The organism is Paracoccus sp. pheM1, assembly GCF_018499825.1.
Classification (GTDB): Bacteria; Pseudomonadota; Alphaproteobacteria; order Rhodobacterales; family Rhodobacteraceae; genus Paracoccus; species Paracoccus versutus.
This window is the reverse complement of the sequence record NZ_JAGXCX010000002.1, coordinates 505,077-519,645: the sequence shown is the minus strand read 5'-3', so window position 1 is coordinate 519,645 and position 14,569 is coordinate 505,077. Positions and strand designations below refer to the sequence as shown.

Sequence of the window (14,569 nt, the reverse complement as noted above, 5' to 3'; positions counted from 1 at the left end):
GCGGGGCTATGGTGCGGGCATGAGCAATTTCGACGACTCGGACGCCTTCGAGGCCGCAGCCGCCCCGGTTCCGCTTTCCCAGCGTGCCATGGGCGTGCGGCCCGCGCCCTATCTGGACGGGCTGAACCCGGCGCAGCGCGCCGCGGTCGAGGCGCTGGACGGCCCCGTGCTGCTGCTGGCCGGCGCCGGCACCGGCAAGACCCGCGCCCTGACCACCCGCATCGCGCATCTGCTGAACCTTGGCCGCGCGCGTCCGGGGCAGATCCTGGCCGTGACCTTCACCAACAAGGCCGCGCGCGAGATGAAGAACCGCATCGGCCGTCTTCTGGGCGAGATGGTCGAAGGCATGCCCTGGCTCGGCACCTTCCATTCGATCAGCGTCAAGATCCTGCGCCGCCACGCGGAACTGATCGGCGATGGCGCGCTGCACCTGAAGCCCAGCTTCACCATCCTGGACACCGACGACCAGGTCCGGCTGCTCAAGCAGCTGATCCAGGCCGAGAATATCGACGAGAAGCGCTGGCCGGCGCGCCAGCTCGCGCATCTGATCGACGGCTGGAAGAACCGCTGCCTGTCCCCCGCCAAGCTGCCCCAGGGCGAGGAACGCGCCTTCGACGGCCGCGGCGGCCGGCTTTACGCCGCCTATCAGCGCCGGCTGCTGGAGCTGAACGCGGTCGATTTCGGCGACCTGCTGATGCATTGCGTGAACCTGTTCCAGGCGCATCCCGACGTGCTGCGCGGCTGGCAGGACCGCTTCCGCTATATCCTGGTGGACGAATACCAGGACACCAACACCGCGCAATACATGTGGCTGCGGCTCTTGGCGCAGGCGCATCGCAACATCTGCTGCGTCGGCGACGACGACCAGTCGATCTATGGCTGGCGCGGCGCCGAGGTCGGCAACATCCTGCGCTTCGAAAGCGATTTCCCCGGCGCCCAGGTGATCCGGCTGGAACAGAACTATCGTTCGACCCCGCATATCCTCGCCGCCGCCTCGGGGCTGATCGCGGCGAACAAGGGGCGCTTGGGCAAGACGCTCTGGACCGAGGCCGAAGAGGGCGAGCGCGTCCGCCTGATCGGCCATTGGGACAGCGAGGCCGAGGCGCGCTGGATCGGCGAGGAGATCGAGGCCTTCCACGGCGGCCATCGTCACAGCGTCGGCCGGCGCAGCCTGAACGACATCGCCATCCTGGTGCGGGCCAGCCACCAGATGCGGGCCTTCGAGGACCGTTTCATGACCATCGGCCTGCCCTACCGGGTGATCGGCGGCCCGCGCTTCTACGAGCGGCAGGAAATCCGCGACGCCATGGCCTATTTCCGCCTGGCGGTCAGCCCCACCGACGACCTGGCCTTCGAGCGCATCGTGAACGTCCCCAAGCGCGGGCTGGGCGACAAGGCGGTGCAGAAGATCCAGGTCGAGGCGCGCGAACGCGGGTTGTCGCTCTTGGAGGGCGCGGCCTCGGCCGTCGCCACCGGCGCGATTGGCGGCAAGGGCGCGGGGGCGCTGCGCCAGTTCACCGAGGCGATGGGCCGCTGGCACGCCGATGCGCTGGACAGCCGCGTAAACCATGTCGAGCTGGCCGAGCGCATCCTGGACGAATCCGGCTATACCGCCATGTGGCAGAACGACAAGAACCCCGACGCGCCGGGCCGGCTCGACAACCTCAAGGAACTGGTCAAGGCGCTGGAGGAATTCGAGAACCTTCAGGGCTTCCTGGAACATGTCGCGCTGGTCATGGACAATGACAAGGGCGAGCAGTCCGAGGAGGTCAGCATCATGACCCTTCACGCCGCCAAGGGGCTGGAATATCCCGTCGTCTTCCTGCCGGGGTGGGAGGACGGGCTGTTCCCCAGCCAGCGCAGCATGGACGAAAGCGGCATGAAGGGGCTCGAGGAGGAACGGCGCCTGGCCTATGTCGGCATCACCCGCGGCGAGGAACTGGTGACGATCAGCTTCGCCGGCAACCGCCGCATGTATGGGCAATGGCAGTCCAGCCTGCCCTCGCGCTTCATCGACGAACTGCCCGAGGATCATGTCGAGGTGCTGACGCCGCCGGGCCTCTATGGCGGCGGCTATGGCGCGGCGGCCCAGCCCTTTGCGCAATCGGTGATGCACGAACGCGCGGCGCGGGCGGATGTCTACAACTCGCCGGGCTGGAAGCGGATGCAGGAACGCTCCGCCCAGCGGGCCCAGCCCGTGCATCGCACCCCGGTCGTCATCGACGCCGAGCCCGCGGCGCGGTTTTCGGTCGGCGACCGGGTATTCCACCAGAAATTCGGCAATGGCACCATCATGGGCATCGCCGAGGACACGCTGACCATCCAGTTCCCCACCGGCTTCAAGACGGTGAAGGCGGGCTACGTGCAGCCCTCGTCCGGCAGCGGCGCGCTGGACGACGTGCCGTTCTGAAGCGCCTGCGCCGCGCACCCCGCCATCCCGACCGCGCGCCTTGATTGCACCCGCTGAACCGGCGGATCCTCTACAACCGCGCCTCCGGCCATCCCGCGCGGTTGCACCGCCGCAGCCGTCTTCTTCGTTCTTCAAATACTCATCCGGCGGCGCAACCGGCGCGGCGCTTGACCCCGAAGGCGCCGCGCCCTATCTGAGCCTTGCGCGGATGGCCGGATGACCGCGGCGGCAACGTCGAGGAAAGTCCGGACTCCATGAAGGCACGGTGCCGGGTAACGCCCGGCGGGGGCAACCCCAGGGAAAGCGCCACAGAGATGAGACCGCCGGCGGCACGCCGCAGGCAAGGGTGAAACGGTGGGGTAAGAGCCCACCGCGGGGCTGGCAACAGTCCTGGCACGGCAAGCCCCACCGGGAGCAATGCCGAATAGGGACCGCGCGTCGCAAGACAGGGCCGCCTTCGCCCCAGCAGGTCCGGGTTGGCAGCTAGACCCCGTCAGCAATGGCGGGGCCAGAGGAATGGTCATCGAAGGGGGCGACCCCGGAACAAAATCCGGCTTACAGGCCATCCGCGCAAATCTTTCCTGATCGCTCCGCCAAGCGGCCCGCGGGCCTTTGGCGGGCACGGTTCGGGGGCGGTCGATTTTCGCCGCAAGGCCGTCGATTTCCGGCCGATTCCCGGTTGACTTCGCCCGTTCTGCCGCTAAAAGGCGGGCTTCAAGAGAATTCCACGGGGTTGGCGAGACGCATTTTGCCCCGCAGCAGGAGCGAAAGAGATGGCGAAGCCGACGACGATCAAGATCCGTCTGAACTCGACGGCCGGGACCGGGCATTTCTATGTCACCAAGAAGAACGCCCGCACGATGACCGAAAAGATGACGGTCAACAAATACGACCCGGTTGCGCGCAAGCATGTCGAATACAAGGAAGGCAAGATCAAGTAGGATCTGCCCCTTCGACGGGACCATGCAAGGCCGCGCCCCGCAACGGGCGCGGCTTTTCCTTTGGGCCGCCGCCCCGCCAGCCCCTCAGGCGGCCGTGGCGACCAGGAAGCTGCGCGGAAAGGGCAGCAGCACCCGGCCCGCGGCTTCGGGGTGATGGGGCGCGATCCCGCGGCGATAGGCGGCAAGGAACTCGGGCCGCTCGGCCTTGTCCAGCCGGTCCAGATAGGGCCGCAGCGCCGAGCCGAGGAACCATTCCACGATCCCTTCCAGCCCGCCCAGCTCGACATGATAGACCGTGCGCCAGACATCGACGCGGGCGCAGGACGGGCGCAGCAGGGCATGCAGCTCTGCCGGCGACAGCAGCGGCCGGCGTTGCCCCGCCGCCCCGGCCAGCCGGGCCGACCAGCGCGGATCGCCGGCGGCGCGGTGCATGGCCACATGGCTCGGCTCGTCCAGATTGTCGGGCATCTGCACCGCCAGCACGCCGCCGGGGCGCAGCAACCCGACCAGATGCGGCAGCAGCGCCCGGTGATCGGGCACCCATTGCAGCGAGGCATTGGCAAAGATCAGCTCGGGCGGCGCCTCGGGACGCCAGCTTTCGACATCCCCCTGCACGAAGCGGCAGCCGGGCAGGGCGGCCTGGGCGGTGCGGATCATGTCGGCGTCGGGATCAAGGCCGACGATCTGCGCGCCGGGAAAACGCTCGGCCAGCAGCGCGGTGGAATTGCCCGGCCCGCAGCCGATGTCCGCCACCAGGCCCGGCGTCTCCAGCGGCACCGCCGCCAGCAGGTCGCGCGCCGGGCGGGTGCGGTCGCCCAGGAATTTTGCATATTGTGCGGCCGACCATTGCACGGCGTTTCCTCCGCCCCCGATTCGTCCGCAGCCTAGCGGATGGGCCGCGGCGGAAACAAGGCGCGGGCTGGTCGCGGCCCTAGTGGAAATCGCGCGATTTCGGCAGCACCCTGACCTGGCGCGGATGGCCGGCGCGCGGGGCCGGCAGGGCCGGGGAGGTCTCTCCGGCCAGGCGCAGCAGCGCGTCGGAGCGGTCGCCCAGCCAATGCGCGACGATATGGGTCACGCCCGCGGCGCGCTGCAGCTGGCCATGCACTTCCAGCAGGCGGGCGGTCATCACCACCTTGCGGAAACGCGCGAAAGTCTTCTCCCAGATCACCAGGTTTGCCACCCCGGTCTCGTCCTCCAGCGTGACAAAGCAGGTGCCATTGGCGCTGCCGGGACGCTGGCGCACCAGCACGATGCCGGCCATGCGCAGGCTGGCGCGGTTCGGCAATCGCGCCAGGCCCGCCGCCGGGACATAGCCCTGCGCCGTCAGGCTGCGGCGCAGGAAGGCCATGGGATGGGCCTTCAGCGACAGGCGCAGCGTCTGGTAATCGGCGGCGACATGTTCGCACAGGGCCATGGCGGGCAGGGCGACGGCGGGCTCGGCCCCCTCGTCCCGGCGCCCGAACAGCGGCAGTTCCGGCGCGTCGCGCAAGCCGCGCGCCTGCCACAGCCCCGCCCGCCGGTCGAGCCCCATCGAGCGCAGCCCGTCCGCCGCCGCGATCAGCCGGATGGCGCGGGCATCGAGCCCCGCGCGCGCCTTCAGGTCGGCCAGGTCGGCATAGGGTTCGTCCCGTGCCGCGGTGATCCTGCCGGCCAGCGCCTCGGACAGCCCGTCGATCTGGCGCAGGCCCAGGCGCAGGGCGAAGGCGCCGTCGCAGGGCTCCAGCGTGTTGTCCCATGCGCTGATGTTCACATCGGCCGGCAGCACGGTGACGCCGTGGTCGCGCGCGTCGCGCACGATCTGGGCGGGCGCGTAGAAGCCCATCGGCTGGCTGTTCAAGAGCGCCGCGGCGAAGGCGGCCGGGTGATGGCATTTCAGCCAGGCCGAGACATAGGCCAGGTGCGCAAAGGCCGCCGCATGGCTTTCGGGAAAGCCGTAATCGCCGAAACCCTTGATCTGGTTGAAGCATCGCTCGGCGAAATCGCGGGTGTAGCCGCGTTCGACCATGCGGCCGACCATGCGGACCTCCAGCCGGCCGATGGTCCCGCGCGAGCGGAAGGTGGCCATGGCCTTGCGCAGCTCGTCCACCTCGTCGGGGGTGAATTCGGCGGCGACCATGGCGATCTTCATCGCCTGTTCCTGGAAGATCGGCACGCCTTCGGTGCGGAACAGGATATTTTTCAGCTCGTCCGGGTCGCCATCCTTGGGGCCGGGGTAATCGACCGTCTCCAACTTCGCCCGGCGGCGCAGGTAAGGGTGGACCATGTTGCCCTGGATCGGGCCGGGACGGACGATGGCGACCTGGATCACCAGGTCGTAGAACTCCTTGGGCTTCAGCCGCGGCAGCATGGCCATCTGCGCCCGGCTTTCGACCTGGAAGGTGCCGATGCTGTCGCCCCTTTTCAGCATCTCATAGGTCGGCTGGTCGTCATGGTCGAAGTCCGAAAGCGCCAGCGCCTTGCCGTAATGCACCCGGACCAGCTCGAAGCATTTGCGGATGCAGGTCAGCATCCCCAGCGCCAACACGTCGACCTTGAGGATGCGCAATTCGTCGATGTCGTCCTTGTCCCATTCGATGAAGCTGCGCTCGGGCATGGCGGCATTGCCGATGGGCACGGTTTCCGACAGCGGCCCCTCGGTCAGCACGAAGCCGCCGACATGCTGCGACAGGTGGCGCGGCATGCCGATCATCTCGTCGGCCAGCCTGACCGCGCGCCGCAGCAGCGGGTCGTCCAGGTCGAGCCCCGCCTGGTCGGTCGAGGCGGCGGAGATGTCCTTGCCCCAGCTGCCCCAGACCGTGTCGGCAAGCGCCGAGGTCACGTCCTCGGACAGGCCCATGACCTTGCCGACCTCGCGGATGGCGCTGCGCGGGCGGTAGTGGATCACCGTGGCGCAGAGGCCGGCACGGTCGCGGCCGTATTCGTCATAGATGTGCTGGATGACCTCCTCGCGCCGCTCATGTTCGAAATCCACGTCGATGTCGGGCGGCTCCTTGCGGTTTTCGCTGATGAAGCGCTCGAACAGCAGCTGATGCTTGGCGGGGTCGACCGGGGTGATGCCAAGGACGTAGCAGACCGCCGAATTGGCCGCCGAGCCGCGGCCCTGGTGCAGGATCGCCGCATCATGGGCAAAGCGCACGATCTCGTGGATGGTCAGGAAATATTGCGCATATTCCTTGCGTGCGATCAGATCCAGTTCCTTGCGAATGGTGGCTTGGACCTGCGGCGGGATGCCGTCGGGATAGCGCCGGCGGGCACAGCGCCAGGTCAGATCCTCGAGATGCTGTTGCGGGGTCAGGCCGGCGGGCACGGTCTCCTTGGGATATTCGTATTGCAATTCGTCCAGCGAAAAGCGGCAGCTGTCGGCGATCTCGCGCGTGGCGCGGATGGCATGGGGCCAGTCGGCGAACAGGCGCACCATCTCGGCCGGGGGCTTCAGGTAACGCTCGGCATTCTGCGCCAACAGCAGGCCGGCCTCTACGATGGTGGTGCCCTCGCGGATACAGGTCATCACGTCCTGCAGCGGGCGGCGGTCGGGCGCGTGGTAATGCACGTCGTTCACCGCGACGATGGAGAGCCCCGAGGCCCGCGCCGCCCGGTCCAGCCGGTTGATCCGCGCCCGGTCGTCGCCGCGATAAAGCCAGCTTGCCGCGACATGGGACAGCTGCGGCAGGCGCGCGGCCAGTCCGGGCAGGGGCGACGGATCCTCGCCCGGCAGCCAGACCAGCCGCATCCCCTGCGCATGGGCGGCCAGGTCGTCAAGGCTCAGGTCGCAGCGCCCCTTCTGCTGCCATTTCCCGTCCAGGTCGTGCCGCCGCCCCTTGGTGATGAGCGCGGCGAGCCGGCCATAGGCGGCGCGGTCGGTGGGATAGGCCAGGAAGGCGGTGCCGTCCGCCAGCACGATCCGCGCCCCGATCACCGGGCGCAGCTGCAGCTTCTTCGCCGCGGCATGCAGCCGCACCACGCCGGCCAGGCTGTTCAGGTCGGCGATCCCCAGCGCGTCATAGCCCATCAGATGCGCCGCCAGCGCCAGTTCGCGCGGATGCGAGGCGCCGTGCAGGAAGCTGAAGGCGCTGGTCACGGCCAGTTCGACGTAATCCGCGGGCGGGTTCGGGGCCTCGACCTTGGGCAGCAGGATCTCGGGGCGGGAATGATGGTCGGGCATCAGGCGAATATCCCGTGCAGGAACCAGCGCGGCGTGCCGCCGCGGCCGTCATGGACCAGCCCCTCGCGATAGATCCACAGCCGCAGGCCGCTGTCGTCCTCGATGCGGAAATAGTCGCGCAGCCGCGTGCCGGGGCGGTCGTGCCACCATTCCGGGGCGATGCGCTCGGGCCCGGCATGGCGGGCGACGCGCAGGGTCTGCCGACGCCAGACGAACTGCGCCGGCGGCCCCTCGGGGATGACGTAGAGGACGCGGATCTCCTCGGGCGGGTTGAGCAGGCGGATGGGCCGGTCGGGGCGCGCGGGCGGGGCCGGGTCGGCGGCCAGCGGCGGGCCGGGGGTTTCGGCGCGTTCGGGGACATGGCTTTCGCGCGGCAGCGGGCGGCTGATCGCAGCCGTGCCGAAGCGCGCCGCCAGCCGGTCCACCAGCCGCGCCAGCGCCAGTCCCTGGGGCGCGGCGCCGTCCAGGCCGGGCTGGGCCTGGGCCAGCGGCTCGACCGCCTCGGCCGCCAGCCGGATCAGGTCGAAGCCATAGCCGGGGTCCAGCCGCTCCAGCCGGCCGTCGAACAGGCGCAGCAGGTGGCCGGGATCGCGCGTGGGCGCAGCCATGGCGACGCGGATGTCGCGCCGCTCGCCATCGACGCGAAAGACCGACAGGCACAGCCGCCGGCAGCCGCGATCCGCCGCCGCCATCTGCGCGCAAAGCGCCTCCAGCAGGCCGGGCAGCCAGTCGGATGGGTCCATCACCGGCTCGGCCAGCCGGGCCTCGGCGCTGTATTCGGGCGCGGGCTCGGGCGCGTCCAGCGGTTCGGCCGCCCGCCCCAGCGCCTGGTCGAGCCGGACCAGCGGGTTGTCCTGCGGCAGGGCGCGGGCAAAGCGGCGCATCAGCGACAGGCGCGGAATGGCGGCCAGGTCGCCGATGGTCCTGAGCCCCAGCCGGCGCAAGAGCAGCAGGGTCTCGTCCGACAGCCGCAGCCCCGCGACCGGCAGCGGCGCCAGCGCCGGCAGCGGATCGGTGCAGATCGCGCGCTCGGGGCCAAGGCGGGCCAGCGCCCAGGCCGCGCCGCGCGTCGGCGCCAGCGCCAGCCCGGCCGTCAGCCCGGCGCGGGCGAAGCCGGCCTGGATCTGGGCCAGCATCGCCGCCTCGCCGCCGAACAGATGCGCGGCGCCGGTGGTGTCGAGGACGATGCCGTCATCGCCGTCGGACGTGCTCCAGGGCCCCCAGCGTCGCGCCCAGAAGGCCAGCCGCGCCAGCCTGGCCGCGTCGCGGTCGGGCTCGGCCGGCTCAATGCGCAATGCGGGGCAGATGGCGCGGCAATCCACGGCGCGGGCGCCGATCCGGGCGCCCGCCCGTTCGGCAGCGCGGTTCGCGGCATGGATCACGGGCCCATGCGGGCCGGGCGCGGCCAGGGCCAGCGGGATCTCGTCAGGCCAGGCGTCGCCCCGGCGCGCGGCGCGGCTCTGCCAACTCTCGATCGCGAGGCGGGGCAGAGAAATCGAGACGATCCGCCGCCCGGTCATGGCGCGCCACCCAGGTCGAGGGCGGCCGGCCGCGCGCCCGGAACAGTTCCGCCAGCCAGCGCGGCTCGCCCGGCGCCTGCGGGTCGTCCGGGTCGGGGACCGAGGGCAGCGGCGCCAGCCGCCAGCGCATCCGCGCCGCGCTGGGTTCGGGCCGGGCGGCATGGCGGATCAGCCAGCAGGGCAGGCCCGCCGCCTCGGCCCGCAGCGCAAGGCGGCGGCTGGCGGTAAAGCTCAGCGCCGGGGCGGGGCCATGGATCTCGCCCACCACGGCGGCAAGGGCGCGGCCTTGCAGCCCGTCCTCCAGCGCGGCCAGCACATCGGCGGGGCGCGTCAGGTCCAGCCGCAGCAGATCGCGGCCCATGCCGGGCAGGAAGGGGGCGCCGAACTCGGCCCGGCTCAGCCGGTCCTGCGCCCAAAGCACCAGCCCCGGCGGCAGGGCGGCCAGGACGAATCCGGGCGCCGCCCCCGCCAGGGGACGGGTGCCGAAGGCTTCGGACAGGGTCGGCGCGGTCGGCTGCGGCGCCGCGGGGACTGGCGCCCGTCCGAAAGGCGCCACCCCGGATGGGAAAGGGCGAGCGGACATGGTTTCAGTCAATGTGTTCCTGATTTGTTCCTATCCCTTGTCCAGGGATTCGTCAATCCGGCCGCGCCAGGGAACATTGCACCGCCAGCGCGGTTGAGACCCCTGACGCCAGAGATGCAGGAGGAAAGCGCCATGGCCCATGCAAGCCGCAAGAAATTCGGGGCAGGGCAGCAGGATCAGGGCAAGGGCGACGCCTCGGGCGGCATGACCCCCGGCACGGCCGAGAACCTGCCCGAGAACGAGGTTCTGTCCAACCGCGACACCGCGCGGCATTCGCAGCAGCGCGGGCTAGACAGCCGGCATGTGCAGAACCAGCAGCACCACGACCACGCCGGCAACCGCGAGCGCGCGGAGGGGGACGACCTGCCCGACCGCCGCCCGGATGACGGGCCCATCCGCGACGAACCCTGATGGCGCCGCGTTCCTTCTGGAAGGGCTATCTGAAGCTGTCGCTGGTCACTTGCCCGGTGTCGATGATGCCGGCCACCGGCGAGGGCGAGAAGCTGCGCTTCCACACGCTCAACGCCCGCACCGGCAACCGCGTCGTCAGCCGCTATGTCGATGCCGAGACCGGCAAGCCCGTGGCCGAGGAGGACGAGGTCAAGGGCTATCCCCGCGGCGAGGACGACCACGTGCTGCTGGAGGATGACGAGATCGCCTCGGTGGCGCTGGAAAGCGCCCGCACCATCGACATCGACATGTTCGTGCCGGCCGATTCGATCGGCTGGATCTGGTATGACAAGCCGCATTACCTGGTGCCGGACGATCCCATCGGCGAGGAAGCCTATGGCGTGATCCGCGACGCCATGGGCGCGACCGGGACGGTGGGCATCTCGCGGCTGGTGCTTTACCGCCGCGAGCGCGCGGTGATGCTGGAGCCGCGCGACAAGGGCATCGTGCTGTGGACGCTGCGCTATGGCGACGAGATGCGGCCCGAGGCGGATTACTTCGACCGGATCGGCGACGAAAAGGTCGATGCCGGGCTGCTGAAGCTGGTCACGCGGCTGATCGAGGAGCGCAGCGTGCCCTGGGAACCCTCGCTGGTGGCCGATCCGGTGCAGGAGAAGCTTCTGGACATCATCGCGGCCAAGACCAAGGGACGCAAGCGCGCGGCCAGGGCGAAGCCCGAGGCGCCGGCCACGGCGGGCAATGTCATCAACATCATGGAGGCGCTGAAGAAAAGCATCGCCTCGGAAAGCAAGCCCAGGCGGCGCTAGCCGGCCTTCCGGCGGCGGCTGCGGGGCGCCTCGAGCGGTGCGGCGGCGGCGCGAAAGCCGTCCCAGGGATCCGAGCCCAGCGTGGCCAGCCGCGTCGGCATGTTCTGCAGGGTGAACCAGGCCGGGCCGATGCCGGCGTCGAGCTCGTCCCAGAGCAGCGGGGCCGAGACGGCGGCGCCGGGCCGGGCGCGGGTGGAATAGGCGGCGACGGCCGTCGCGCCGCGCTGGTTGCGCAGATAGTCGATCAGGATCCTGCCCCGCCGCCGCGCCTTGCTGATGGTCGAGACATAGCGGCTGGGATCGTCGGCGGCCATGGCATCGGCCAGCGCCTTGGTGAAGGCCTTGACCGCCGGCCATTCCGCCTGCGGGCGCAGGGGCGCGACCACATGCAGCCCCTTGCCGCCCGAGGTCTTGACGAAACCGGCAAGGCCGTGATCCTCGAGCCGCCGGCGCAACTCCCGCGCCGCCTCGACCACCAGCGGCCAGGCGACGCCTTCGCCGGGGTCGAGGTCCATGGTGATCATGTCCGGCCGTTCCCAATCGGCGGCGGTCGCGCCCCAGGGGTGGATCTCCAGCGCGGCCGATTGCACCAGCCCCATCAGCCCGTCCAGATCCTCGATGCCGATCAGCGGCTCGCCCTGCGGCTCCTTGGGATCGCGCAGCAGCGAGATATGCGGGTTCAGCCCCTTCCAGGCGTGCTTCTGGAAGAACCGCTCGCCGTCGATGCCGTTCGGGCAGCGCAGCAGCGCCAGCGGCCGGCCGGTGATCCAGGGCGCGATCCAGCGCCAGACCTCGGCATGGTAATCGGCCAGCCCTTCCTTGGTCACGCCTTCCTCGGGCCAATAGAGCCGGTCGGGATGGGTCAGCCGCACCCGCCGCCGCTGCGGCGCCGGGGGTTTCGCGGCAGGCTTCGCGGTTTCGCGCACGATCTCGGCCGCGGGCTTGTCCTCGCGCAGGCCGCGGAAGGCGGCGTGGCGCAGGTGGCCGTCGGCGGTCCAGGCGCGGAACTCGACCTCGGCCACCAGTTCGGGGCGGACATAGCGGGCCTGCCGCGCCTCGTCGGCGGTCAGGCGGGCGGCAAAGGGGCTGTCGGGGATGCGCATCCGCTCCAGCCGGCGGAACAGATCCTCGGCCACGGCGGCGGAAAAGCCGGTGCCGACGCGGCCGACATGCTGCAAGCCGCCCTGTTCGTAAACGCCCAGGATCAGCGAGCCGATGGCGCGGCGCGACACCGAGGAGGGGACATAGCCCGCGACCACGAATTCCTGCCGGGCCGAGCATTTCGACTTGATCCAGGCCCGGCCGCGCCCGGCGCGATAGGGGCCGTCGCGCAGCTTCGACACGATCCCCTCGAGGCTCAGCCGGCAGGCATGGCGCAGGACCAGCGCGCCGCCTTCGTCGAAATGGCTGCTGAACCGCAGGATGCCGCCTTCCTGGCCCAGAAGCCGGGCGAGCAGCGCCTTGCGCTCGACCAGCGGCACCCTGCACAGGTCGTATCCGTCCAGATAAAGCAGGTCGAAGGCGTAGAAGGCGAAGCGGTCGGATCGCCCGGCGCTGAGATCGGCCTGCAGGGCCGAGAAATCCGAGGCGCCGGTATCGGTCTCGACCACCAATTCGCCATCCAGGATGGCCGCGCCCACCGGCAGGTCGCGCAGGGCGGCGGGCACGGCCTTGCCGAAGCGCGTCGTCCAGTCCAGCCCGCTGCGGGTCAGAAGCTTGACCCGCCCCGCCTCGATCCGGGCTTGCAGGCGGTAGCCGTCGAACTTGATCTCGTGCAGCCAGCGTTCGCCCTGCGGGGCGGCCGAGGCCAGCGTGGCCAGCATCGGCTCGACGAAACCCGGCATCGCCGCCTTGCGCGCGCCCTTGACCGCCGCCGGTTCGGGCGGCTCGGGGTCCGGCTCCGGCGCGGCCCTGGGCTTTTTCGCCCGCCCGGCCGGCTTGCGGATGCGCCCGGTTTTCGAGGACCAGCCCGGCGCCTCGCCCGCGACATCGGCGATCTGCCGGCCGGTCTTGACCGATTCCGGCCGCTCTTCCAGGATGTCGGGCGCGTCCTCGGTCCGGGCGAATTCGTCCTCGCCCTTGATCAGCAGCCAGTTCTCGCGCTTTTCGCGCGGCTTGCCGCGCATGCGGACCAGATGCCAGCGGCCATGCAGCTTTTCGCCATGAAGGGTGAATTCCAGATGGCCCTTGGCATAGCCCTGATGCGGATCGCCGACCGGCGTCCAGGTGCCGCGGTCCCACAGGATGACGGTGCCGCCGCCATATTCGCCCTTGGGGATGGTGCCCTCGAAATCGCCATATTCCAGCGGGTGGTCCTCGACATGCACCGCCAGGCGCTTTTCGCCGGGCACCAGGCTGGGCCCCTTGGCGACGGCCCAGCTTTTCAGCACCCCGTCCAACTCCAGCCGGAAATCGTAATGCAGCCGCGTCGCCGCATGTTTCTGGACCACGAAGGCGTCGCCGCCCTTGCGGATGCGCCCGCCCTTGGGTTCCGGCGTCGCGGCGAAATCGCGTTTCTTGCGATAGGTCTCCAGCGCCATGGCTCAGCCGCCGCGTTGCTGAAAGCGGCCGGACCACGGGACGCGCAGGCCCGCTGCCGGCCGGTCCTGCCGCCCGATTGGCGGGTTGGTTCGGGCCTTTGCGGCAAGCGGTGGTCTCATGCTGGGGCCTCATTCCGGTTGAGGGGGCGTTCCGGCAGGGGGATTTTCCAAACCCCCTGCGCCGGCCTTGGTTCCCGTGCAAGGCGGAGGACCAAGCGAAATCGAGGCGGCCCGTTCGGCAGCCGTCCAGCCCCCGCCGTGTCCGGCAGCAGGGCCGCGACCGCCAGGGGCAGGGCCGCCTCGACCCCGGAAACCGCCGGCCGCGACCGGGACCGCCACCGCTTTTGCGATTGCGTCCCGACTTGTCGGGGCACGAGAGGGACATCGCTTGCGCCGGCCTGTGCTTCCAGGGTGAATGTGAACCTGCCAAGCGCGCGAATGTTCCCGCAAACGCGCGGTCAGCCGCCCACCAGCCCCCAGCCCCGCTTCAGATCGGCCAGGAACCGCCTGCGCTCGGTCTCCCGCTCGGCCGCATCGCGGATGCGCAGCAGCCAGGAGGGATGGATGGTCACGATCATCGGCATGCCGCCCTCCAGCCGGCGGATCCCGCCACGCAGGGACGAGATCGTCGCCGGTCGCCCCAGCAGGCTGCGCACCGCCGTCGCGCCCATCGCCACCAGGACGGCGGGGGCCACCAGCTTGAGTTCCTGCCCCAGCCACCATTTGCAGCGGTCGATCTCGCCGGCATTGGGGCGGCGGTGCAGGCGGCGCTTGCCGCGGGGCGCGAACTTGAAATGCTTGACGGCATTGGTGACGAAGACCTGCCCGCGCGGGATGCCCGCCTCGGCCAGGATCTGGTCGAAAAGCTGTCCGGCCGGACCGACGAAGGGGCGGCCGGCAAGGTCTTCCTTGTCGCCGGGCTGTTCGCCCACCACCATCATCCGCGCCTGCCGGTGCCCTTCGCCCGGAACGACCTGCGTGGCGTGGAGATAAAGCGGGCAGCGCGTGCAGGCCGCCTCGGCCTGGGCCAGTTCGGCCAGCGAGCCGGCCTCAATTTCCGCGCTGGACATGCGCCGCCTCCTTCTGCGTCCCGCGGCCCGGCGGCCTGGACGCACGCAGCTGGGCGGCGTGGAAAAATCCCATGGCTTTCATCCCGTCCATGTCGGGGCCAACCTTCCGGCCGCGGCTTTGTT

At 70.3% G+C, this 14,569-nt stretch carries 10 protein-coding genes and 1 other RNA gene; 5 read left to right on the top strand and 6 right to left on the bottom strand.

What is annotated here, in order from left to right; all coding sequences use genetic code 11:
• Positions 1-19: 19 nt before the first annotated feature.
• The 3 genes from KF941_RS16600 (at position 20) to rpmG (ending at position 3,351) form a co-directional block, all read left to right on the top strand.
• Positions 20-2,410 (top strand): UvrD-helicase domain-containing protein, encoded by a 2,391-nt coding sequence (locus tag KF941_RS16600; protein ID WP_214273967.1) that lies wholly within the window; start codon positions 20-22, stop codon positions 2,408-2,410.
• A 204-nt stretch (positions 2,411-2,614) separates the two neighbouring features.
• An RNA gene (gene rnpB / locus KF941_RS16595) (RNase P RNA component class A) lies at positions 2,615-2,984 on the top strand.
• A 199-nt stretch (positions 2,985-3,183) separates the two neighbouring features.
• A complete protein-coding gene (gene rpmG, locus KF941_RS16590; protein ID WP_036638206.1) occupies positions 3,184-3,351 on the top strand; it encodes a 50S ribosomal protein L33 in 168 nt (55 codons plus the stop codon).
• Positions 3,352-3,435: 84 nt separating this feature from the next.
• Here the strand turns inward: rpmG and tam are convergent, their stop codons facing one another.
• From tam to KF941_RS16570, 4 genes are all read right to left on the bottom strand, one after another.
• Positions 3,436-4,203: a trans-aconitate 2-methyltransferase gene (gene tam / locus KF941_RS16585; protein WP_346429002.1), complete on the bottom strand. Its 768-nt coding sequence runs from the start codon at positions 4,201-4,203 to the stop codon at positions 3,436-3,438.
• Positions 4,204-4,282: 79 nt separating this feature from the next.
• Positions 4,283-7,516, bottom strand: coding sequence for an error-prone DNA polymerase (locus KF941_RS16580; RefSeq protein ID WP_214273966.1), 3,234 nt, complete (start codon positions 7,514-7,516; stop codon positions 4,283-4,285).
• A complete protein-coding gene (locus tag KF941_RS16575; RefSeq protein WP_214273965.1) occupies positions 7,516-9,036 on the bottom strand; it encodes a DNA polymerase Y family protein in 1,521 nt (506 codons plus the stop codon). The genes KF941_RS16580 and KF941_RS16575 overlap by 1 nt, the downstream gene beginning before the upstream one ends.
• A complete protein-coding gene (locus KF941_RS16570) occupies positions 8,942-9,619 on the bottom strand; it encodes a hypothetical protein (protein WP_214273964.1) in 678 nt (225 codons plus the stop codon). Before KF941_RS16570 ends, KF941_RS16575 begins: the two co-directional genes overlap by 95 nt.
• A 132-nt stretch (positions 9,620-9,751) precedes the next feature.
• Between KF941_RS16570 and KF941_RS16565 the strand changes: the two genes are divergently transcribed.
• Both KF941_RS16565 and KF941_RS16560 read left to right on the top strand, forming a co-directional pair.
• Positions 9,752-10,030 carry a hypothetical protein gene (locus tag KF941_RS16565; RefSeq protein WP_214273963.1) on the top strand — a complete coding sequence of 93 codons (279 nt, stop codon included), beginning with the start codon at positions 9,752-9,754 and terminating at the stop codon, positions 10,028-10,030.
• Positions 10,030-10,836, top strand: a complete 807-nt coding sequence (locus KF941_RS16560) for a Ku protein (RefSeq protein WP_214273962.1) — start codon at positions 10,030-10,032, stop codon at positions 10,834-10,836. Before KF941_RS16565 ends, KF941_RS16560 begins: the two co-directional genes overlap by 1 nt.
• Here KF941_RS16560 and ligD read toward each other — a convergent pair.
• Positions 10,833-13,376, bottom strand: coding sequence for a DNA ligase D (gene ligD, locus KF941_RS16555; RefSeq protein WP_214273961.1), 2,544 nt, complete (start codon positions 13,374-13,376; stop codon positions 10,833-10,835). The two genes, KF941_RS16560 and ligD, sit on opposite strands and share 4 nt — an antisense overlap.
• A 458-nt stretch (positions 13,377-13,834) precedes the next feature.
• The gene (locus tag KF941_RS16550) at positions 13,835-14,491 is read right to left on the bottom strand and encodes a UdgX family uracil-DNA binding protein (RefSeq protein ID WP_346429000.1); all 657 of its coding nucleotides are present in this window, start codon (positions 14,489-14,491) and stop codon (positions 13,835-13,837) included.
• Positions 14,492-14,569 lie beyond the last annotated feature (78 nt).

Bases quoted from the DNA above. Each gene is read 5' to 3' on its own strand.
- KF941_RS16560 (WP_214273962.1), top strand. From the start codon at position 10,030: ATGGCGCCGCGTTCCTTCTGGAAGGGCTATCTGAAGCTGTCGCTGGTC.
- ligD (WP_214273961.1), bottom strand. From the start codon at position 13,376: ATGGCGCTGGAGACCTATCGCAAGAAACGCGATTTCGCCGCGACGCCG.
- KF941_RS16565 (WP_214273963.1), top strand. From the start codon at position 9,752: ATGGCCCATGCAAGCCGCAAGAAATTCGGGGCAGGGCAGCAGGATCAG.
- rpmG (WP_036638206.1), top strand. From the start codon at position 3,184: ATGGCGAAGCCGACGACGATCAAGATCCGTCTGAACTCGACGGCCGGG.
- KF941_RS16575 (WP_214273965.1), bottom strand. From the start codon at position 9,036: ATGACCGGGCGGCGGATCGTCTCGATTTCTCTGCCCCGCCTCGCGATC.
- KF941_RS16570 (WP_214273964.1), bottom strand. From the start codon at position 9,619: ATGTCCGCTCGCCCTTTCCCATCCGGGGTGGCGCCTTTCGGACGGGCG.
- KF941_RS16580 (WP_214273966.1), bottom strand. From the start codon at position 7,516: ATGCCCGACCATCATTCCCGCCCCGAGATCCTGCTGCCCAAGGTCGAG.
- KF941_RS16600 (WP_214273967.1), top strand. From the start codon at position 20: ATGAGCAATTTCGACGACTCGGACGCCTTCGAGGCCGCAGCCGCCCCG.